The organism is Ureibacillus sp. MALMAid1270, from assembly GCF_049202975.1.
In the GTDB taxonomy this organism is placed as follows: Bacteria; Bacillota; Bacilli; order Bacillales_A; family Planococcaceae; genus Ureibacillus.
In genome coordinates, this window is the sequence record NZ_JBMIRP010000009.1 from 1 (window position 1) to 20,663 (window position 20,663).

General features: G+C 33.2%; 24 protein-coding genes and 1 pseudogene. 5 read left to right on the forward strand and 20 right to left on the reverse strand.

Annotation, left to right across the window (positions count from 1 at the left end):
- The first annotated feature begins 291 nt into the window (after nucleotides 1-291).
- Nucleotides 292-546, forward strand: coding sequence for a GlsB/YeaQ/YmgE family stress response membrane protein (locus ACOQFO_RS00505; protein WP_421687801.1), 255 nt, complete (start codon nucleotides 292-294; stop codon nucleotides 544-546).
- 45 nt (nucleotides 547-591) lie between these two features.
- Here ACOQFO_RS00505 and ACOQFO_RS00510 read toward each other — a convergent pair.
- The 3 genes and pseudogenes from ACOQFO_RS00510 to ACOQFO_RS00520 all read right to left on the reverse strand — a co-directional run.
- Nucleotides 592-969: pseudogene (locus tag ACOQFO_RS00510) on the reverse strand (lytic transglycosylase domain-containing protein); the annotation flags it as partial.
- A gap of 82 nt (nucleotides 970-1,051) precedes the next feature.
- A complete protein-coding gene (locus ACOQFO_RS00515; RefSeq protein WP_421687773.1) occupies nucleotides 1,052-2,875 on the reverse strand; it encodes a reverse transcriptase domain-containing protein in 1,824 nt (607 codons plus the stop codon).
- A gap of 629 nt (nucleotides 2,876-3,504) precedes the next feature.
- On the reverse strand, nucleotides 3,505-3,882 hold the full coding sequence (locus ACOQFO_RS00520; RefSeq protein WP_421687774.1) for a hypothetical protein: 378 nt from the start codon (nucleotides 3,880-3,882) through the stop codon (nucleotides 3,505-3,507).
- Between the two features lie 146 nt (nucleotides 3,883-4,028).
- On the opposite strand from ACOQFO_RS00520, the gene mscL reads away from it, so the two are divergent.
- The gene (mscL, locus tag ACOQFO_RS00525) at nucleotides 4,029-4,415 is read left to right on the forward strand and encodes a large conductance mechanosensitive channel protein MscL (RefSeq protein ID WP_421687775.1); all 387 of its coding nucleotides are present in this window, start codon (nucleotides 4,029-4,031) and stop codon (nucleotides 4,413-4,415) included.
- Between the two features lie 204 nt (nucleotides 4,416-4,619).
- Nucleotides 4,620-5,729, forward strand: a complete 1,110-nt coding sequence (locus ACOQFO_RS00530) for a methionine biosynthesis PLP-dependent protein (RefSeq protein ID WP_421687776.1) — start codon at nucleotides 4,620-4,622, stop codon at nucleotides 5,727-5,729.
- Between the two features lie 65 nt (nucleotides 5,730-5,794).
- Here ACOQFO_RS00530 and ACOQFO_RS00535 read toward each other — a convergent pair whose 3' ends face one another.
- The 5 genes from ACOQFO_RS00535 to ACOQFO_RS00555 all read right to left on the reverse strand — a co-directional run bounded on the left by ACOQFO_RS00535 (nucleotide 5,795) and on the right by ACOQFO_RS00555 (nucleotide 7,822).
- Nucleotides 5,795-6,229, reverse strand: a complete 435-nt coding sequence (locus ACOQFO_RS00535; RefSeq protein WP_421687777.1) for a CBS domain-containing protein — start codon at nucleotides 6,227-6,229, stop codon at nucleotides 5,795-5,797.
- A gap of 97 nt (nucleotides 6,230-6,326) precedes the next feature.
- Nucleotides 6,327-6,941: an SCO family protein gene (locus ACOQFO_RS00540; protein ID WP_421687778.1), complete on the reverse strand. Its 615-nt coding sequence runs from the start codon at nucleotides 6,939-6,941 to the stop codon at nucleotides 6,327-6,329.
- Between the two features lie 110 nt (nucleotides 6,942-7,051).
- Nucleotides 7,052-7,177, reverse strand: a complete 126-nt coding sequence (locus ACOQFO_RS00545) for a YvrJ family protein (RefSeq protein WP_421687779.1) — start codon at nucleotides 7,175-7,177, stop codon at nucleotides 7,052-7,054.
- Nucleotides 7,178-7,301: 124 nt separating this feature from the next.
- The gene (locus ACOQFO_RS00550; protein WP_421687802.1) at nucleotides 7,302-7,514 is read right to left on the reverse strand and encodes a DUF2922 domain-containing protein; all 213 of its coding nucleotides are present in this window, start codon (nucleotides 7,512-7,514) and stop codon (nucleotides 7,302-7,304) included.
- An 89-nt stretch (nucleotides 7,515-7,603) separates the two neighbouring features.
- Nucleotides 7,604-7,822: a DUF1659 domain-containing protein gene (locus ACOQFO_RS00555; RefSeq protein ID WP_421687780.1), complete on the reverse strand. Its 219-nt coding sequence runs from the start codon at nucleotides 7,820-7,822 to the stop codon at nucleotides 7,604-7,606.
- Between the two features lie 257 nt (nucleotides 7,823-8,079).
- On the opposite strand from ACOQFO_RS00555, the gene ACOQFO_RS00560 reads away from it, so the two are divergent.
- Nucleotides 8,080-8,511 (forward strand): DUF2621 family protein, encoded by a 432-nt coding sequence (locus ACOQFO_RS00560; RefSeq protein WP_421687803.1) that lies wholly within the window; start codon nucleotides 8,080-8,082, stop codon nucleotides 8,509-8,511.
- 47 nt (nucleotides 8,512-8,558) lie between these two features.
- On the opposite strand, the gene ACOQFO_RS00565 is transcribed toward ACOQFO_RS00560, so the two are convergent.
- From ACOQFO_RS00565 to ACOQFO_RS00620, 12 genes are all read right to left on the reverse strand, one after another.
- On the reverse strand, nucleotides 8,559-9,047 hold the full coding sequence (locus ACOQFO_RS00565) for a CcdC family protein (RefSeq protein WP_421687781.1): 489 nt from the start codon (nucleotides 9,045-9,047) through the stop codon (nucleotides 8,559-8,561).
- 139 nt (nucleotides 9,048-9,186) lie between these two features.
- The gene (locus ACOQFO_RS00570; RefSeq protein WP_421687782.1) at nucleotides 9,187-9,546 is read right to left on the reverse strand and encodes a response regulator; all 360 of its coding nucleotides are present in this window, start codon (nucleotides 9,544-9,546) and stop codon (nucleotides 9,187-9,189) included.
- 64 nt (nucleotides 9,547-9,610) lie between these two features.
- The gene (locus tag ACOQFO_RS00575; protein ID WP_421687783.1) at nucleotides 9,611-10,321 is read right to left on the reverse strand and encodes a cytochrome c biogenesis CcdA family protein; all 711 of its coding nucleotides are present in this window, start codon (nucleotides 10,319-10,321) and stop codon (nucleotides 9,611-9,613) included.
- Between the two features lie 252 nt (nucleotides 10,322-10,573).
- The gene (gene rarD / locus ACOQFO_RS00580; RefSeq protein WP_421687784.1) at nucleotides 10,574-11,506 is read right to left on the reverse strand and encodes an EamA family transporter RarD; all 933 of its coding nucleotides are present in this window, start codon (nucleotides 11,504-11,506) and stop codon (nucleotides 10,574-10,576) included.
- A gap of 154 nt (nucleotides 11,507-11,660) precedes the next feature.
- Entirely contained in the window at nucleotides 11,661-13,445 is a 1,785-nt protein-coding gene (locus tag ACOQFO_RS00585; protein ID WP_421687785.1) for an ABC transporter ATP-binding protein, read from the reverse strand.
- On the reverse strand, nucleotides 13,438-15,198 hold the full coding sequence (locus ACOQFO_RS00590) for an ABC transporter transmembrane domain-containing protein (protein ID WP_421687786.1): 1,761 nt from the start codon (nucleotides 15,196-15,198) through the stop codon (nucleotides 13,438-13,440). The genes ACOQFO_RS00585 and ACOQFO_RS00590 overlap by 8 nt, the downstream gene beginning before the upstream one ends.
- A 292-nt stretch (nucleotides 15,199-15,490) precedes the next feature.
- Complete coding sequence (locus ACOQFO_RS00595; RefSeq protein ID WP_421687787.1) at nucleotides 15,491-16,744, reverse strand: ABC transporter permease; 1,254 nt, start codon at nucleotides 16,742-16,744, stop codon at nucleotides 15,491-15,493.
- Nucleotides 16,737-17,636: an ABC transporter ATP-binding protein gene (locus tag ACOQFO_RS00600; protein ID WP_421687788.1), complete on the reverse strand. Its 900-nt coding sequence runs from the start codon at nucleotides 17,634-17,636 to the stop codon at nucleotides 16,737-16,739. The genes ACOQFO_RS00595 and ACOQFO_RS00600 overlap by 8 nt, the downstream gene beginning before the upstream one ends.
- Before the next feature lie 14 nt (nucleotides 17,637-17,650).
- Nucleotides 17,651-18,196, reverse strand: coding sequence for a DUF2812 domain-containing protein (locus ACOQFO_RS00605; protein WP_421687789.1), 546 nt, complete (start codon nucleotides 18,194-18,196; stop codon nucleotides 17,651-17,653).
- A complete protein-coding gene (locus ACOQFO_RS00610; RefSeq protein ID WP_421687790.1) occupies nucleotides 18,193-18,507 on the reverse strand; it encodes a PadR family transcriptional regulator in 315 nt (104 codons plus the stop codon). The genes ACOQFO_RS00605 and ACOQFO_RS00610 overlap by 4 nt, the downstream gene beginning before the upstream one ends.
- 156 nt (nucleotides 18,508-18,663) lie before the next feature.
- Nucleotides 18,664-19,512 (reverse strand): N-acetylmuramoyl-L-alanine amidase, encoded by an 849-nt coding sequence (locus ACOQFO_RS00615; RefSeq protein ID WP_421687791.1) that lies wholly within the window; start codon nucleotides 19,510-19,512, stop codon nucleotides 18,664-18,666.
- Between the two features lie 290 nt (nucleotides 19,513-19,802).
- Nucleotides 19,803-19,991, reverse strand: coding sequence for a DUF6954 family protein (locus tag ACOQFO_RS00620; RefSeq protein WP_421687792.1), 189 nt, complete (start codon nucleotides 19,989-19,991; stop codon nucleotides 19,803-19,805).
- Between the two features lie 344 nt (nucleotides 19,992-20,335).
- Here ACOQFO_RS00620 and ACOQFO_RS00625 point away from each other — a divergent pair, with 344 nt between their 5' ends.
- On the forward strand, nucleotides 20,336-20,659 hold the full coding sequence (locus ACOQFO_RS00625; RefSeq protein WP_421687793.1) for a CotD family spore coat protein: 324 nt from the start codon (nucleotides 20,336-20,338) through the stop codon (nucleotides 20,657-20,659).
- The last annotated feature ends 4 nt before the right edge of the window (nucleotides 20,660-20,663 follow it).

Consider the following 20,663-nt stretch of genomic DNA (forward strand, 5'->3'; position numbering starts at 1 on the left):
TCTGTGGTTATTTCATCGTTGCTTTAACCATATCAGAAATGGATTCTTTTTTCATTTATTTGATGCATGGACCATTTAGCTCAATACCTTGATAGATAAGCATTATTTGGTTATCAAAGATTTTTTATGAATAATTCAGGACCTAATGTGTTTTCAAAATTTCTACCAAAATTCACAGGAATTTATGTATAGTTTTATCGTTTTGATAAAAAATGAATAGTACAAACACTTTTCTCCGTTTGAAAAATGAAGACAATGAAGAACAAACTTTAAAGGAGATGGACAACTATGATGAGCTTCATTTGGTTTTTAATTATTGGTGGAGTATTAGGTTGGTTAGCTGGAGTTATTCTAGGAAGAGATGTTCCTGGTGGTGTTATAGGAAATATCGTAGCAGGTATTATTGGTTCATGGATCGGAAGTGCACTACTAGGAAATTGGGGATGGCAAATTTCTGATTTTTATGTATTCCCGGCATTAGTAGGAGCCATTATTTTAATATTTATTGTATCGTTTATTATGCGTTCATTCAAAAAAGCAACATAAGTAATGTAATAAAAGTGCCGTCACCAAACTTAGTGACGGCATTTTTTAGTAACTTATACTTGATTTTGATGTAGCTAAACTTTCTAATTCGGTACTGATACTTTCGTATTGATTGTAGTAATGCAGTACTTCTTCTACATATTGTTCGCTATGATTGTAACGAAAAATTGCCTTTTTTAATTCCCCTTTTGATGCACCAGATGCAGATAAATAATTTGCAGCACTATAAATGGCATCTTCTAATTGAAATGGATCTGCTTTTCCATCCCCATTCGCATCAACACCATATCCTCCATATGCTTTTATTACTTCTGGATTTGTTTTATCAGTGTCAGGAATTTTACCCTCACCCAATCCACTACAAGTTGGATGATTCCAACCTACAAATGTACAAGGCATGAAGTAGAGTAAGAACCCGGCGCCTTAGCATATTTCTATGCTAGGTTTCCAAGAACTCCTCCCCGAACCGTACGTACACCTCTCAGCGTATACGGCTCTCCACCTATCAGTCTAGTCTACCGTTGTGTAAATCATTGTGGCATTTTATACAAAGTGCCATTGTCTTACGGTTTCTTTCAATCATACGTTTTTCCCAACGCTTTTTTCCTTTAAGGTCTTTGACCTTTTTAATGTGATGTATTTGTAATTTTACGTCAGTTTTATGACACCATTCGCATTCGCCGGCTAGAAGTCTTTCAATAAGACCTGTCCGGTTATATATGATGTCCCTTTCTTTAGGGAATACATCTACATCAGAAAAGGACGAAGGTAACAATTTCTTTTTAAATCCATCTTTATAGAAATATGCGATTTTGCTGCCTTTAGCAGTGTTATATCTTACCGCAAATTCTCCGTTTATACTGTATTTTCTTATGATTTTTCTTACTGTTGACTTATACTTGTTAGCAAATGTTTTATACATACTATATTCCATGATGTACTTAAAGCCATCTAGTTTGTAGACATCATTCGCCAGTTTGTAATAGTTATACAAACCTCTTATTTCCGCATTATAAGTTGACAATATTTCAAGGTCGTCATTTTGAAGTAAATGTGCTCTATGAGCCGACTTCCATTTTCCTGTTTTATTGTCTATTTTCAGCGCTTTGTACTCAATTAATTTGTTTCGCCATGCTTCATGTGGGAGAAGTAATTCACAGCTCATTGTACGTGTTCTTTGTTTATGTCCACTAGCTGTGTATTTTGCCGTTTTGTTATCATGACTTATTTTAATATCATATCCAAGAAACCTTGCTCTTTTACTTGAATGTGTAATTAGAGTTTTTTCTTCGGATAATTCAATTTTCAGTTCTTCTTCAAGAAACGTTTTAATGTCATGTTTTATTTTTAGACAGTCTTCTTTGCTCCCGATTACACCGATGATAAAATCATCAGCATATCGCACGTATTGTATTCGTTTGTAGTTTTCATCCATCGGGTCTTTATAAGGTAATTCCATCATGTGATTTTTTAAATCGTCCAAGTGTTGAAGTGCTTGTTCTTTTTCTTCCTCGCTCATTTCTTCCCATTGTGCTTTATATTTCTTGTTGGCACGTTGAAGTCTGGCTTCTCTAGTACGGTATTCTTTTAAACGTTTTCGCTCTTTTCCTTTATCAAAATTTTCTTTGTAACTCTGCATAAACATGTCGAGTTCATTTAAGTAAATATTTGATAGCATAGGGCTTATAATACCGCCTTGTGGAGTACCGCTATACGTTTTATGATATTGCCAATCCTCCATGTACCCTGCTTTTAGGAATTTCCAAATAAGGTCGATGAATTTTTCATCATCAATTTTCCTCCGCAGAATTTCAATCAGTTTATGATGATCGATGTTATCAAAGAAACCTTTAATATCACCTTCCACAAACCATTTAGCTCCAGTAAATCTGTCTTTTATCTGCATTAATGCAGTGTGACAGCTTTTGTCTGGTCTAAATCCATGAGAATAATTTGAGAAAGTTCTTTCGTACATAGCTTCGAGTAGTGTTCTAACTACTTCTTGAACTAATTTATCTTCGAATGATGGTATTCCTAACGGTCTTTTACCCCTATTCTTCTTGGGTATATATACCCTTTTTGATGGATTTGGTTGATAACTACAATCTTTTAGGCTTTCAATTAATTTTTCAATGCGTTCTAGACTCATACCGTCAATGGTTTGTCCATCGACCCCTTGTGTCATGTTTCCTTCTTTTGCGTAAATTTTTGCATAAGCCATTAGATAGAATTCCATATTATACAGATTTCGATAGATTCGTTCGAATTTGTATTCTTCTCGCGTTGATTGTTTGACTAGACTGTCTAACACAGTGTTTGGACTTCTCATAGAGCCTCACGCTCCTTTCCAATTTTAGTTAGACTTGATAAGCTGTTCTCCTTCGCCATGTGATGGGCTTTCCCCATCTCGGACTACTACGAGAACTCCGTTACCATATCAGATATTCAGCATCATCTTCCTTGTGTTTTGCACTTGGAATTTATCACCCAAAGGCATTTTGCATAGCTTAATTTTATCATAAGCGTTCTGACGTAGGTAATCACCATTTAGTACATATAAGAACCAGCACGATGTAATGTCGGATATGGCGTTCGTCCTTTACTATTTACTATAGTTGGTCAGCGCTAGACTACTCACTTTTGACATGCAATTCATCAGAAGTGTAATATCAGAAATGAATAACAGTTATTCATTCTGTTTCGCTGTATGACGTAAATAATCATCTTCCGTCAAAGGCGGACCAATAACCCCCTCGGACTGTCATTCAAGCAGTTTAGCTTTTATCCTCGTTTACATCTTTTCATTTCGCTATTCAGTCGTATCGTGATGATTCGATAACTTATAGCTTTCCCAACATGCTACACTCCCCGATATTGGTTTCCCTCACAGATAAGTTGGGTAATGATAGGCATTGTAGTCTCGCCTACTCCTTGCTAATGGAGATTTCTTATATAACCTTATGGTCGCACTTGCATATGCCCTTCTGCCCCAACTGGCGAAATTAATGTTCTCATAGTTGAAAAGCGTGTTTCTACTCTATGATGTGCTGCGAGTAATGTCCAAGGAACATTATATTTTTCTCCAGCAGAAATATAAATCGGAATATATTCTTCTGGAATTTTGAGGTCAAAATTTGCTTGTAATTGCTCCATTTCTGTTAATGTTTTTTGGTCTGTTAAAAATGATATAACTGGTATTTTTTCTAAGTGTTGCCAAACAATATATGAGGAATAATAGAGCATAAATGATATAGGGATTAAAATGATAATTAAAACTAGTTTTACACCAGGGCTAAGAAATGTTTTTTTATTTTTGCTTTTTTTCTTATTCGCCATATAAACTTCTTGCCACCTTAAAACGATATTATTTGCATTTATTTTCTAGTTTGAGCTAGTATAAATTCATTCAAAATCTATTCAATAATAGATTGTCAATTTAATTCTATACTAATTGAATAGAAAAAACCAAGGAGTTGTGAAATATGTGGAAAGAGTTTAAAGAATTTGCTATGAAAGGAAATATTGTGGATTTAGCAGTCGCCGTTGTAATTGGCGGTGCATTTGGTAAAATCGTTACTTCATTAGTAGATAATATTATCATGCCGCTAGTTGGGATTATTCTAGGTGGTATCGATTTAAGAGAAAGTTTTGTCATTAATGTTGGTGCTGAAACACTACAGTTAGGTGTCTTCTTACAATCTATTGTTGATTTCCTTATTATTGCCTTTTCAATATTTATGGCATTACGAGTACTCTCTAAATTAAGTCGTAAAAAGAAAGAAGAAGAACCAAAACCTGCACCAACAGTTGATAGAAAAGAAGAAATATTAAAAGAAATCCGTGATTTGTTAAAAGAAAAATCGAACTAGAGTAAAATTATTAAAATCAAAATGATAAAACTTTTTGAAATGTTCTAAACTTGGTTGTTTTCGGCACTTTATCGTGATAAATTGTATAAATAAAGTGAAACTTCAGTCAGCGGGTTATTCCTTCTGGCTTTTCGTTTTACCGATAAAAATGAAATGATAATAGTTTCATATAATTAATGTAACGATAGAGAGAGTGAAATAACGATGTCAAAAAAAGCGATCGAAACAAAGTTAGTGCAACTTGGTAATCAAGCAGATCCGAGAACTGGTTCGGTAAACCCACCAATTCATTTATCAACAGCCTATAAACATGCTGGTATAGGTCAATCAACTGGTTATGACTATACACGAACAAAAAACCCTACACGTGAAATTTTAGAAAAAGGAATTGCTGATTTAGAATCTGGGGATGCAGGATTTGCTTGTAGTTCTGGTATGGCAGCAATTCAATTAGTACTTTCATTGTTTAGACCTGGTGATGAAATCATTTTACCTGATGACGTTTATGGTGGAACTTACCGTTTATTAAAAACTTTCAGTGAATCATATAATATTTCACCCAAATACTTTAAGCCAGATCAAGATGTTGAAAGTTTAATAAATGAAAATACAAAAGCAATCATACTTGAAACACCAACAAATCCACTAATGTTAGAATTTGATTTGGACAAGTTTGCTTCAATTTGTAAAAAACACAATATATTATTTATTGTTGATAATACTTTCTATACACCATATTTCCAACGCCCTATTGAACAAGGTGCAGATATTGTTTACCATAGTGCGACAAAATATATTGGGGGACATAATGATGTTTTAGCTGGATTAGTAGTATCTAAAGGGCAAGAGCTAAGTGAAAAACTTGCTTTTGCTCATAATGGAATGGGACTTGTATTATCTCCGTTTGATAGTTGGTTATTAATCCGTGGTTTAAAAACTTTACATTTACGTTTAAAACAACATGATGCAAATGCTAAGAAAGTTGCTGCATTTTTAGAAAGCGAACCATTAGTTACAGATGTTTTATATACTGGTAAAGGCGGTATGTTATCTTTCCGTGTAAAACAAGCTGAAATGGTTAATCCTTTCCTACAAAAAATTCAATTAATTACATTTGCTGAAAGTCTTGGTGGCGTTGAAAGCTTTATTACTTACCCTGCCACACAAACTCATGCTGATATTCCTTATGAAGAACGAATTGCTCGTGGAGTAGACGATCGTTTATTACGATTCTCTGTAGGGATTGAAGAAGCAGAAGATATTATCGCAGATTTACAACAAGTATTCGATCAATTACGAGTAGAATTTCAATAATTAAGGTAAAAAGCTTGGTGATGTAATTTCACCAAGCTTTTTTGTCAAATAATACTACTCTGTTGTTAATGATTGAAATGACCTGGTTCAGAAATATCGCTTAATGCTTCTCCAGCTTCATTTACAAAGATGTTTTCTTGTGCTAAATCTCCGATAGCACAAATACCAACTAATTCACCGTTACCATTAACAACTGGGATTCGACGAATTTGATGCTGTGCCATTAAACGAGCACATTCATGAACATCCATTTCTGGTGTACATGTCACGACATCATGAGTCATTACATCATGACAATGTACTTGATTTGCATCTCTGCCATCTGCAATACATTTAATAACGATATCACGGTCAGTAATCATACCAATTACTCGATTCGAATCGCAAACTGGAACAGATCCACAGTCTACATCTCGCATAATTTTTGCTGCAGTAGTTAAAGGTTCATGTGATGTACAGCATTTTACATCTTTTGTCATAATTTCTGAAACAGTTTTCACTTTAAAAAACCTCCTTTTTTCATTCGATTTTAGTATTTGACAAAATTGGTGAATTATAAGTAAAAAAACTAACAAGGAAAAATTCCTTGTTAGTTTTTTATTTGCCTAAACGTTCTTCAATCAGTGTTTTTATATCAATTGCAATTGTATCAAATGGTACGCCGCCTTCAGTTTCAGAGTAACCTGAGTAGTTTTTCACGACAGTTCCCGTCTCGTCAACAAGATGGAATGTGCTCATATGCGTAACTTCTCCACCATTGTCTGGCTTTTTAACAAGTGTTTTAAATGAATTCATAGCAAATTGCTCGATAAATTTTTGATCATATCCAGTAAGTAAATGCCATTTGGAGTCGTCTGGAACTGGATAGAGACTTAAGTACTTAGCAAGTACTTCTGGTGAATCGAATTCTGGATCTACTGAAAATGCGACAATTTTATAATCTTCAACACCACGGTCAACTAGTTCAGATTGAATTTCTGTCATATTAAATGTCATTGGAGGACAAACTGTTGTACAGTTAGTGAAAATAAACATTGCTAACCACGGTTCACCTTTTAAATCTTCTAAAGTGATCTTATCACCACGGTGATCTGTCATTGTAAAATCTTCTATTGGATAATTCACATCGGGTTTAAATTTGTAATTGCTACATGCGCTAAGAATCATAAAGATCATAATGATACCGATAAGACTTAATAGTCCCTTTTTCATATGTTTCAACTCCTATCAACTATAATCATCTTATCGAAAATCATCATTGAAGTACAACCTTTTGTCGTGACATAATACTTACAAATTTGTGAAATACTCTTCACAAACTACTATTCCCTCATACCAATAATTGCAGTATGGATTGCTTCGAGTCTTGTTTCAATTCGATAAAGTAAATAGAACGAGACGACGATTGGAAATCCTATTTCTTGGATTAGCAATACGAGATCTTGCATCTTTACTCCTCCTTGAAAATTATTCTTATGAAACCATTAATCAAAAAACCGACATAATCGGAAGAAGACTATGTCGGCATTTTTAATCACACTTTTGAAAAATCAGTTCAATTGCAAGTTAGGATTAAACTAATTCAAGTTCCGAAACATTTCTTTCCACAATTCGTGCTTGATTCATACTCACAAGTGAATAACCTTCGTTATGAAACACATCTTGGTCGATGATAACTTGCATAGCCTGAGATACCTCAGTTGCGGAAAGATTGTCTTTTGGCTCAAGTACTGAAATGGTATAAGTTTTACCATTTTCAGTATTAAATTTCATTTCCAATGTCATAGCCACTTTTCATCTGTCCTTTCGTAAATTTTTTTGCAATCGGGGGGCGTCTAAATTAGTAGACTCCCCCTTCATTTAACAAATTAATGTTAAAATTCGATTGCTTCTGTTTCTGAACGTTTCGCTTCGTGTAGTGAGTATTTTGATAAGCTTGCAATTACTTGAGCCACTACAGCGATTTGATCAGCAGGAATGTCATTTCGCACATTACGATACGTTTTTGTAGTAACTTGAGGTTTACCGTATTTGTCCATCCCTGTTTCAAATAAAATTTTTAGACTAGCTTCCTCAAAATTGTATGCTGACATCATCTCTCACCCCCTTTTCACCTACTTATATAGTTCAATTCGGTGAAAATAGAGACATTACTAGTGAAAAGTTTTTAAAATCCTTTTATAATAATAGTTGAGTTGTTTTTAAATGTGGCTAGATTTGCGGATTGTCGATTATAGAAGGATTGCTCAATGGTCCATATTGAATAAACTTCAATGAGGGAACCCTTAAACACTATATAGTAGTTGACTGGATAAGAATCTTTGACTGCAAGGATAATGAGGTGAAAGTTTTGTTAGATGGCTGGTTTATGTGGTTTATATTATTTTGGGTAATCTTATTACCTATATTAATGGGAATTGGCGGATTCTTTATGTTCCGTAAGTTTTTAAAAGCTCTACCAAAACAAGATGGTTGGTCAGATCTCGATTGGCAAAATTATTATATAAAAAAGACCATAAACTACTGGGGAAATGACGCAAGAGAATTACTAAACGAATTAGTAAGCCCTGTACCAGAATTATTCCGCCAAGTGGCAAAAGAAAAGATTGCTGGTAGAATAGGTCAAATTGCATTAGAGGAACGTTCTAAAAAGATTACTCATGATTTAATTATTCGAGGATATATACAAGCGACACCTAAACGTGATCATAAGTTCTTACGTAAAAAATGTGAAGAAATGAATATCGATTTAAGTCCATACGAACATCTTTTCGAAAAGTAAAAAAGGAATGTCTTGAAAGTTATTAAAACTTCACAAGACGTTCCTTTTTATTTTGATAATTTTTGTTTAAGCTTTTTATATTGGACAAACATTGCTATTCTCCATGGCCAAAGCATTGCAAAGGCCAAGGTCCAAAACATACCTGCTAATTCACCAACATCAAAGGTACCTGATAAAAAGACTTTTAATAATACTCGACCTATTAAAATTCCGATTAATATAAAGAAAAAAGCCTTAGATTGCTTTATATAAATATCCTGTTCTCGAATTTCAAATTTCGTAGTATAAATTAATACAACCGAGAATATGACACCAATGATTACCGCTTCTATTATTTGAACAGGACCGATTCGAAATTCTTCGAATATAAACATGAATGCGCCTGTTGACATAGCAACTGGTGGTATTAATATTTTTTTAGGATTTACAGGTGTTTTCTGTGAACGCATTCTAGCTATCATAATAATGGAACCCATAACAATGGCCATTATTGTAGAACCTATTACCAAATATTGAGAAGGTATATTTGCGAACATAGAATCCCTCCTCTGTTTTTTCTCAAATTTCTTTACTATCATATCGATTTTCATCGTAGATTACCACTATTACATATAGACTTAAAAAATTCCTACCTAATATTAAGGCAGGAATTGATCGGAAAATGATAGATTTACATTATACACTTAGTAAATTATCAACAACCATTTTCAACTGATTTGAATCGAACGGTTTTGTAATAAAATCCTTAGCACCGTTTTCAAGTGCTTCCACAATTATTTTTTGTTGTCCTAAAGCGGTAATCATGATGATTTTTGCATCTGGATATTGAGGAATTATTTGCTTAACCGCCTCTATTCCAGACATAACCGGCATTGTTATATCCATTGTTACGATATCAGGCTGTATTTGAGAATAGAGATCAACTGCTTCTTTACCGTTTGTTGCGATTGCAACATCAAATCCCCATTCTTTAAACATGTTTCCTACTGCTGTTCTCATAAATAATGCATCATCTACAACTAAAACTGTCGGCATATCATTCATTCCCTCTCACAAAAACATTCACATTTAACAATATGTTTTTATTGTTGTAATAAGCTTAGAAGCCCTGAAATCCTCCGAAAATAGGTGTTAAATTTCGGATGATATAAGTAAGACCATCAAAGAATAGCAAGATACCAACAGCTATCATCACCCAACCACCGATCTTAACGACAACTTGGCTATTTTTACGAATCCAACCAAGTCTCGAGATGAAGAACGATAATAAGAAGAATGGAATTGCAAAACCAAAATAATAGGCAAGCATATACCACATTCCAGAACCTGGGTTCGAACCAGCTAATAATATGATGGATGCTAAAATTGGTCCAGTACATGGAGTCCAACCAGCGGCAAATGCTAATCCGATCAGTGCAGATCCAAAGTATCCAGATGGTCGATTTTTAAATTCAAATTTATGATCTTTCATCAGGAAATTAATTTGTAGTAATCCTACAATCATCAATCCGAATACAACGATTAAAATAGCACCAATTTGTCTAATTAAATCTTCGTAATTTACGAAAATATCTTTAAAGATTGAAGCGCCGAAACCGATTGCAATAAAAATAATTGAAAAACCAGCTAAAAAGAATAATGTATGTAATATTGCACGTTTTTGTAACATACCTTTTTCGTCTTTTAACTCATTATAACTCATACCCGTAATATAAGATAAGAAGGCTGGATATAAAGGTAGTGTACAAGGCGAGATAAAACTTAAAAAGCCTGCACCAAACGCTAAAAAGACATTAATATCTGTACCCATGTTATTCGCTCCTTACTATTAATGTCTCCATAGTATCAAATTTTACTAAAAAATGCGTTGACTTTAACTATGAATAATTTATGACGAATTTCCGAAATTCTTATGAACTATTAATTCAAAAATTATTAACATAAAAGACAACATGAAGTAGTTAATTAAAGTTTACCATAATAAGTTAATCCAAGGAATATTTTAAATATGTATTCAATTAAAAAGGGCTGATAATGAAAACTTTCATCAGCCCATTAAATACTATATCATTTTAACTTTTACTGTCTCTTGTTTCTTTGCAAAATGTCGTTTACGAATTTCCGAAATTGTTGATGCTGCAAAAATGATTACTGCAAGCCAAATGAATCCGAATGCTAGGAAATCAGTCGTAGTAAATGGTTCATTATATAAGACAACCCCAAAGATTAATGCGACTGTTGGCGTAAAGTATTGGAAAAACCCTATTAAATATTGGGGTATACGCTGAGCACCTTTTGCAAACAGTACGAGTGGCACCGCGGTTACTATACCACCTAAAATTAATAGTAAATCAGTAAATAGATTAATATTTAATAATGCAGGTTCGCTTGTTGTCCAAGTATAAATATAAAATCCTAATGCTAATGGTAAAATAAATAAAGTCTCAATAGCTAAACCACGAGTCGCATCTAAAGTAATTTTCTTTTTTAAAGCACTGTATGTTGCAAATGTAATCGCGATTAGTAAGGCGATCCATGGAACTTGCCCATAGCTTAATGTCATAATAAGAACCCCTATAAATGCAACGATTACTGCACACATTTGTGCTTTAGATAACTTTTCTTTGAAAAAGAATACACCAAAAACAACTGTAATAAGTGGATTAATATAATATCCGAGACTGGCATCAACTACATGATCATGCGTTACAGCCCAAATATAAAGATACCAATTACATGTAATAACCAAAGAAGCGGATAATAATGCAATGAAGAGCTTTTTATTTTTCCATAATGATTTTAAATCTTCTATTAAATGTTTTCTCTGTTTTAAAAGTAATAGAAAAATAGTTGTAAAGATAAACGACCAGATTACCCTGTTTGTTAATATTTCTAAACTATCAACATGTTCTAATAGTTTCCAATATAAAGGAAACGCTCCCCAAATTACATAAGCTAACAAGGCATATAATACACCTTTATTTTCCTCAGTCATTCCTACACCTTCTTATGATTATTCCGAATAGATTGTATCATTCGTATCAGTGGGGTCCTGTCTCCCCACTGATATCCAATTATAGTACTCGGATTTTTCGATGTAAATGGATTTTTATTTAGATTGAAACTAATATTCTATTTAATAGTACAAATTACTTCGTTACGCCTTCTTCAACAATCCCATTTTGTAATAAATACATTTTATGATATAAGCCTTTTTGTTCTAATAATTGTTGATGTGTGCCGCTTTCAACAATCTCACCTTGATGTAGTACCAAGATTAGTTCGGCATCTTGAATTGTTGATAGTCTATGAGCAATCGCAATAGTAGTACGACCTTTACGCATTTTCTCTAAAGATTGTTGAATTGCTACCTCTGTTTCTGTATCGATAGCTGCAGTAGCTTCATCTAATATTAATATTTTCGGATTTGCTGCAACAGTTCTAGCAAATGCGATTAATTGACGTTGACCACTAGAAAACGTAGATCCTCTTTCGGTTACTCGTTGCTTATATTTATTTGGAAGCTTTTCAATAAATTGGTCAGCTTGAACAAACTTAGCAGCTTCGACAACATCAGCGTCAGTTAAGTTTTCATCGAACAAACGAATATTACTTTCGATCGTTCCGTAAAACAGGAAGGAGTCTTGTAAAACAAGACCTAGTTTTTTACGTAGCTCTTTCTTACTGTAGGATTTGATCGATTTTCCATCAATAATAATATCGCCGTTTTCAAATTCGTAAAATCGCATGAGTAAGTTAATGATGGAGCTTTTTCCACTACCTGTATGACCAACAAGCGCAACCGTTTCACCAGGATTCACAGAGAAGGATATATTTTTTAATACATCAGTTTTGCCGTCATAACTAAACGTAACATTTTTAAACTCAATATGTCCTTCTGTGATTTCTGCTTTACTTTCAATTTGGGCTGGTTCAATTTCTTGATCGTCTAAAAGTTCAAACACACGAGTAGCAGCAACAATTGCTTGTTGGTAAAATGCAAGACGTTCCATTACTTGATTAATAGGATCAAAGAATCTTGTTACATACGTAATAAAGGCATAAATCATCCCTACCTCTACTGCTGTATTGAAACTTGTAATCCCAAAGAAACTTAAAATAAGAATAATAGCAATAAAATAAACTAAATCAATAACAGGTCTAAGTAATACTGCATTTAATCTAGTATTGTTCATCATCGCTTGATAATGTTGGTCATTGATTTCATTAAATTCTTTGTTAAATCGTTCCTCTTGTCGAAACACTTGAACAATATTCATACCTGATAGTGTTTCGGACAATTTAGCATTTAGTTGACTTAGTTTTTCACGCATAGTCATATAAACAACTGAACTAAATTTTCTATATAAGAAGATTACGAGTAAAATAATTGGAAGTAATACTAGTGCAAATAAAGCAAGCATTGGGTTTAATAAAAACATAGCAATATAAACACCAACGATTAAAAAAGCAGCTTGCACATATGCAATTAATACTGAGACGAATAAATCTTTTATTGCTTCGGTATCATTTGTGGCACGAGAAACAATCGAGCCAGTTGGTGTTGAATCAAAATAGCGCATTCCAAGTTTGTGTATTTTGGAGAATACATCGATTCGTATTTGTTGAACAACATTTAATGCAATCTGTTGGAATTTTACCAATTGAAGATAACTAATCACCACATTTAGTAGCTGAATGACAATATACGATATAGCTAAAATCATAATCGGATTTGTATCAAAGTTACCAATAGCAACATGATCATCCAAGAATACTTTGATTAAATATGGTCCAATTACATCTCCTGCTACTGTAAGTACTAATAGCAGTAAAGCAATAGCAACAGATTTCTTATGTGGAATTAAGTAACGAATCAGTCTAAATAATACTTTTCGTTGTTCTTTACCTGAAAGGGATGCTGGTTTACTCATGACCTTCCCCTCCCTTTTCTACTAATTGTTCTAGCTGCTGTAAATTGTACATTTCATAATATCTACCTTTTAATTCCATTAACTCTTGATGTGTTCCTTTTTCAACAATAGTCCCATCATGCATCACAATAATGATATGTGCATGTTGAATTGCGCTTAAGCGATGGGAAGTAATAATTGTTGTTTTGTCTTGACGTTCTTCTTTCAATGCTTCTAAAATTGCCTCTTCTGTTTTGGCATCAACAGCTGAAAGAGAATCATCTAAAATTAGTAATTCTGGATTCGACATTAATGCCCTGGCAATTGAAATACGTTGTTTCTGTCCGCCAGAAAGTGATACTCCGCGTTCACCAACAATTGTCTTATATCCATCTGGGAAACGTAAAATATCGTCGTGAATATGAGCTAATCTAGCTGCGTACTCAACTTCTTCACTTTTAGCTTCAGGATTTGTGAATGCAATATTGTTATAAACTGATGTTGAAAATAAAAAATGATCTTGTGGAACGTAACCAATCGCTTCTAATAATCGAATTTTACGGTAATCATCAATACTTATGTCTCCGAACTTGATTTCCCCTTTATATCCTTCAAATTCTCGTAATAATAATTTAAGAATCGCTGTTTTTCCTGAACCAGTTTTACCTACAATTCCTAGAGTTTCACCGCGTTTTAATTCAAAATGCACGTTTGATAAACTTAAGTTTGCATCACCAGGAAATCGGAATTCATCTACTTTGAATACGATATCTCCATTTGGTCGCTCATCAATCGCATTTGGTTTATCTTCAATTTCTACTGGTATTGATAGTAAGCTTTCGATACGGTCGTATGATGCAGAACCTCGCTCAACAATGTTAAATAACATACCAAAAGCAAGCATCGGCCATACAAGTAACCCTAGGTATGTATTAAAAGCAACCAAGTCCCCGATTGTCATAGACCCCTCAACGATAAATTTTGCACCGAAACCTAAACTTAAAAAGAAACTGATTCCTATAATTAAACTAATAGTAGGATCAAATAATGAATCTACACGAGCAACTTTCATATTTTTTGAAACCACTTCGCTTGATAACCTCTTGAAGTCAGCAATATCTTCATTTTGTTGACCGAAAGTTTTTATAACTTTTATACCAGTAATACTTTCTTGTGTTTTATCGTTTAGATCTGAGAATGCAGACTGTGCTAAATGGAATCGTTCATGTAATAATTTCCCATAATAAGTTGATGAAATGGCAACAAGTGGCATAGGGATCAATGCGATTAATGTTAAACGCCAATCAATCGTTATCGCCATTGCTAAAATTACAAATGTACCTGTCGTAACTGAGTCAAAAAGAGTTAAAACCCCACCTCCAGCTGTCTGTTGTACAGCAGAGACGTCATTCGTAGCATGGGCCATTAAATCTCCAATACGACGCTGTTGATAAAAAGAAGGACTCATTTTTGAAAAATGACGAAATAGTTTTTTCCTTAAAGTCATGGCCATATAGTTAGAAGAGCCAAAGATCATTAATCTCCAAAAATAACGTAATCCGTAAATCAGTATGGAAGTAATTAGTATTACTCCTAACCAAAATAATAGTGATCCCAATGTAAGTTCCCCTTGACCAATTTCATCAATTGTATACCCAATTACCTTTGGCGGAATTAATTGTAATAGTGCAACAATCGCAAGGGCTAAAAGACCAATAATATACTGTTTTTTTCTTTCTTTAAAAAACCAGCCAAGCTTTAAAAATACGTTCATCTTAACACCTACATTTCATGATCAATTTTTCTATGAAGCTTTTATTCTTCCAAAAAATTTTTCTACAACATTGAAAGATGCTGCTCTACCTAGTTAAAATGTTTCAAAACAAAGCGAAATCACAAGTTTTGGAAGACCAACCTATTTTAGCAAACTATTAATCATCTGAAAAGACGTTCAATTCTGAATAATGAATAATCAGTCGAAAGTCTGAATACTTTTCCAATTACCTACGAACTAAGAAAAAAGCTTATCAATGAATTGTTTTTTCATTGATAAGCTTTTTCTTAAATTATTTTGTTGTAACTTTGAACACCGTTTTAAATTTCTGAATAATTCCACCCGTACTATATGTTAAGACACTACGTTTATAGAATGATAAGCTAAACATATATCCAACTACTACAGTAATGATTAAAATAGCTAATGATAAAATTGGTTCTACTGGTGAAATATCTGTTGCACCAATTCGCATTGGCATTACCATCCCAGAAGTTAAAGGAATGTATGAAAATACTTTAATTAATATTGTATCTGGATTTGCCATACCAGAGATCATCACATAGAATCCTACTAATAATAGCATCATTGCAGGTGTTAACACTTGTGATGCTTCTTCCACTTTTGCAACAAGTGAACCAAACAATGCTCCGATAATTAAGAATAAAACTACTGTAAAGGCTAAAAATACTAAAAAGTAAATGATATAACTAAGTGACAATTCACCTACGAATGACTGAACCATTGAAAAACTAGATACTTCTGCATTTGTACTCATATCTTTTAAACTTAATATTGCAATTGCACCAACTATTATGATAGCAAACTGTGTGAGAGCAACTAGTAATACACCATAAATTTTTGATTGATAGTGTGTGCCAGGTTTTACACTAACTAAAAGCATTTCTAAAGCACGTGAACCCTTTTCTGATGCGACATCAGTTGTAATCATTGATAAATACATGTTAACAAAGAAGAAAATAACGACTCCAACAATGTATGAAACAAATAGACCAGATGTCTTTTCTCCTTCAGATTTCCCGCTAACTTTTTCATTTAAATTCGTCATTGTAATGATCGGCTGACTAGTTAAAATTTTCTCTGCTTCATTAGCAGATAAGTTTAATGATTGAATGCCATAAATTTTAGATGCATAATCCACGTATGAACTAATAGTAGATTGCGCGTTTAGTTGAAGAGGTGTGTATGTTGCAATATCCGCTTTTAACTGATCGTTAAGTTCAGAAATTGTAACTACAGCGTCAATTTCATTCGATTCTAGTTGTTCATGTAAAACTTCTATAGATTCTTCAGGATAACTAAAAATAAGATCATCATTTGAAGTGAAAATCGTTTTAATGTCAACATTCGTTTCATTTACCAATGCAATATCAATTGGTTCATCATTAAAAATTAGATTTGCAATTGTATTCCAATACGCAACAATCGCAATAACTGCAATGTAAAGTAATGACATGAATATAAATGATTTCGAACGAATTTTTTGCTTATAAACTTGTTTTGTGAGAATCCATAATTTATTCATTCTCTCCACCTACCTTATCTTTGAAAATAGCATCAAGTGATAAATAATCCAGACTGAATTTCTCGATGTAATTGCCATTTGATACGACATCAAAGATTTGTTTTGCATAAGATTCATCTTCTAATGTTAAAATGATATCTTCACGATCTTGTTTTACGTTTTTAACACCCTGCATTTTTGAAAACTGTTCAATTGAAATATTTGTACGAATGGATAATCTTGTTTTCCCATACTGTTTCTTTAAGTCTAGCAAACTTCCTGAAAACAATGATACACCGCGCTTTAATAGACATAAATGATCGCAAAGTTCTTCGACATTATCCATTTGATGACTGGAGAATAAAATCGTTGTTCCTTGGTCTTTTAATAATAAAATGGCATTTTTTAATAAATCACGGTTTACTGGATCAAGTCCACTAAAAGGTTCATCTAATATTAAAAACTTTGGTTTATGGATGAAACTAGCAATCAATTGAACTTTTTGTTGATTCCCTTTTGATAGTGTTTCTGCTTTACTGTGACGTTTGTCTTCTAGATCAAATCGTTGAATCCAAAAATCAATTTCCTTTTTTACATCTGCACGCTTCATGCCGCGTAATTCTCCGAAAAAGTAAAGTTGCTCTTCTACTTTCATTTGTGGAAAAATACCTCTTTCTTCTGGTAGATAGCCTAATATATCTCTACTAACACTATTAATAGGCTTTCCTTCCCAAGTAATCGTACCTGAAGTTGGTTCTTGTAAATCAAGAATCATACGGAATGTTGTCGTTTTCCCTGCACCGTTTTGACCAATCAACCCGAAAATTTCACCTTTTCCGATTGAAAAGTTTAAATCATTTACTGCGGTGAATTCTTTGTATTTCTTAACAACATGTTCTAACTTAAGAGACATTTCTAAACTCCTTTCTAATCATGAAATATATTCAAATTTGACTTTAATGCTTTTCTTCGCTTGAAGACGAGATAGATTGGAATTGTAATCATGATGGCAGCTAGTAAATTGAAAATACCTATTAGTGACAATCGTGACGATTCGCTGTTCAAATAATCAAACATATAAGATATACCAAAAATGTAATTAATTAATGCCATGAAAATAAACAAATAAAAAATACGATTTAAATATTGAATTTTAGATGATGTATCTGAATATAACTCGAACGGTCCTTTCTCAGCTTTTTTTCTGAAATATGCCCAGACTCCAAATTTCGAGACAATTTCTACTCCGGATTCACTTAAAAATGCTAAATATTCTTTACTATCATCTTTTTTAGCTAATCCCGCTAATAGTTCGTTACGATAAATATATTGTCCTGGCAATCCTTTTTCGAATTTAAAATAACCAATTCCAAATTTCACTAAATGCCATCCTTGTTGACACATATGATTAACCCATTGTTCTTCTTTTTCATAGTCAACAAAGAAACGAATTATAGTTTTCCTTTCTGTCAATGTTTGTCACCTCTTGTAATACGGATACCATTGTCATAAAGTTCCTTTAATCTCAAAATTTCGTATTCAATCATTTCTTTACCTAGCGAAGTGATCATATACTCTTTTTTACGACCATCATCATCAACAGATCGAATCCAACCTTTGTCGAGAAGTGTTTTAATAGCACCATATATTGTACCAGCTCCTAATTTTACACGACTATTCGTCAGTTGTTCCGTCAATTGTATAATTCCATATCCATGTCGTGGTTCATATAATGCAAGCAGAATATAATACACACCTTCTGTAAGTGGTGGATGTTGTGTCATGTAAATTCACCTCCAATAATAATATTGGTAGCCGATATATCATGTGTCGATATAAATATATCAGCAACCGATATACCTGTCAATTATAAAAATGTAAATTTATTGTAAATAAAAAAACTGTTTCATGAACGAAATCATGAAACAGTTCTCTATTTGCTATTTAATTGATTTTAGTGCAATTAAAGCTGCGATTCCTAGTAAATCACATGTTGTTAGTTTGCCATTTTCGAAATGATCAAGCCATCCCTCATCTATAGCATCCTCAGAGATTCCCTTTTCAATAATTGCTTTTATAGTATCTTGATTTGTTAAGATTTCCTCAATACTTTCTTTTAATGTGGGTTCACTAAAACTATCAATGGGAATCGTTTTATCTAGAATGCTGGTAAGATTTTCGGAGTCGATCTCCTCATTAAAATCTTGTACTTCTTTTGACGTAATTTCCGGTAATTCTTTGATCATTGGATGGCCAGGTTTTACATATTGAATCAATTCGTTTGCGATCGCGATACAAATCACTTCAAATTTCTCTTTATAAATAGCTACATCGATCGTGGAATTGACAAAACAAACTTCTATTAATATAGCTGGTTGACTTGTATTATTTAGAAAAGCTAAATTAATCCGTTTTTTTCCTCCACGATTTCTAAGATTACTGGCATTTGATATTGATTTACTAATTCTATTTGCAAAAGTACGCATTTTATCACTTTGGTAAAGTACTTCCGTACCAATACCCGTGTCATGTCTACCGCTTGTTGCATTAAAATGAATACTAACATCCAATTTTCGGTGCGTTTTATTATGTTGAGTGAGGAGATAATCGAGATTTTGTGCTGATGAACTTGAAGTATTATCAACTACTTGTGTCACACCGACGCTAGCTACTCGTAATAGTTGAACGACTCTGTTTACAACTTTTCTAGCTTCTGTTACTTCATCAATCAGATCATGAACACCGGTTCCTGGTAAATAATGACCTGGACTAATTGTGATCAAATTCAATAAGGATACACCTCCATTCGTATTTGACTTCTTTTTATCAGCGGAGTATTTACTGAAATCTACCTTTTAAGCAAGTCTATTTCTATCATACGTTGGATTTCCATTTTCTTTAGGGCGATTATAATCTGTTGTATTAATTACTTTTCATTGAATCTAGTTAAATACCTATCTCTTTACATATTTTCTTCAATGACTTTTGCCCTTTTTATTAATTTGAATAGTGTCCAAATAACTCAACATTACAAAAAAGTGACTAGATGAGCTGAAACACTCATACTAGTCACGAATTATTAACGACGATTCATTTTTTTGATGAATAAAATTAATAATACAATGAGAATGACATAAATAAGAAATACGATGAAAAGTGTAATCATTCTTTCATTTATAGATCCATCTGCTAGTAGGATTGGTCCTAATCCAAAAAATGTGACACCTACAAAGAATACGAAAAATATGACATATACTATCCACTTCATCATGAACCACCTCATTTGTAGTGTATCGTTTTTTGTAAAAAGTGATACTGTACAATAATCACAATCGATAAATAGTTTATTAAATTGGACTTACATGTAATTGGAGCAGAAAATAATTATCAACTTCGATTCAGAATTATCTCTCCAATCCATTACAAATACCTAATTTATTGGGTACATAACTAGATTTGCTTTAAGAAACTGGGTGAAAAACTATCTTCTCTTATTAGCTACATTTCTTCTCATAAATATTATTGAAAAATAGGTATCTATCTAGTTAGGCAGTTGTGAATTGAATATGTTATTACTGTAAACCCAATATATGAAGAAGGAGGTCATGATAAATGTTTCATAGAAATTGTGGCTGTAATGGAACACGCCATGTAACTTGCTGTCCACCAAATGTTATGCCTACTCAATATGCACCAGCACAAGTATCGCCAACTCATGAGGTGGTTCGTACGAATATTTTTAATACGGTCGTACCACATATCCACCCAACTCATATCCGAAATGTAAACCGTCATATTAGGCATAATCAACACTATTTCCCAGTTACTGAATCTACTGAAGATGTTTACTCTGAGAATACGCGTAACTGCGGTACACCTGAAAATCCAAATCCAGATTACTTCCCACTACGCAGAAGAGGATTCTTTGGTTTCTAATCTT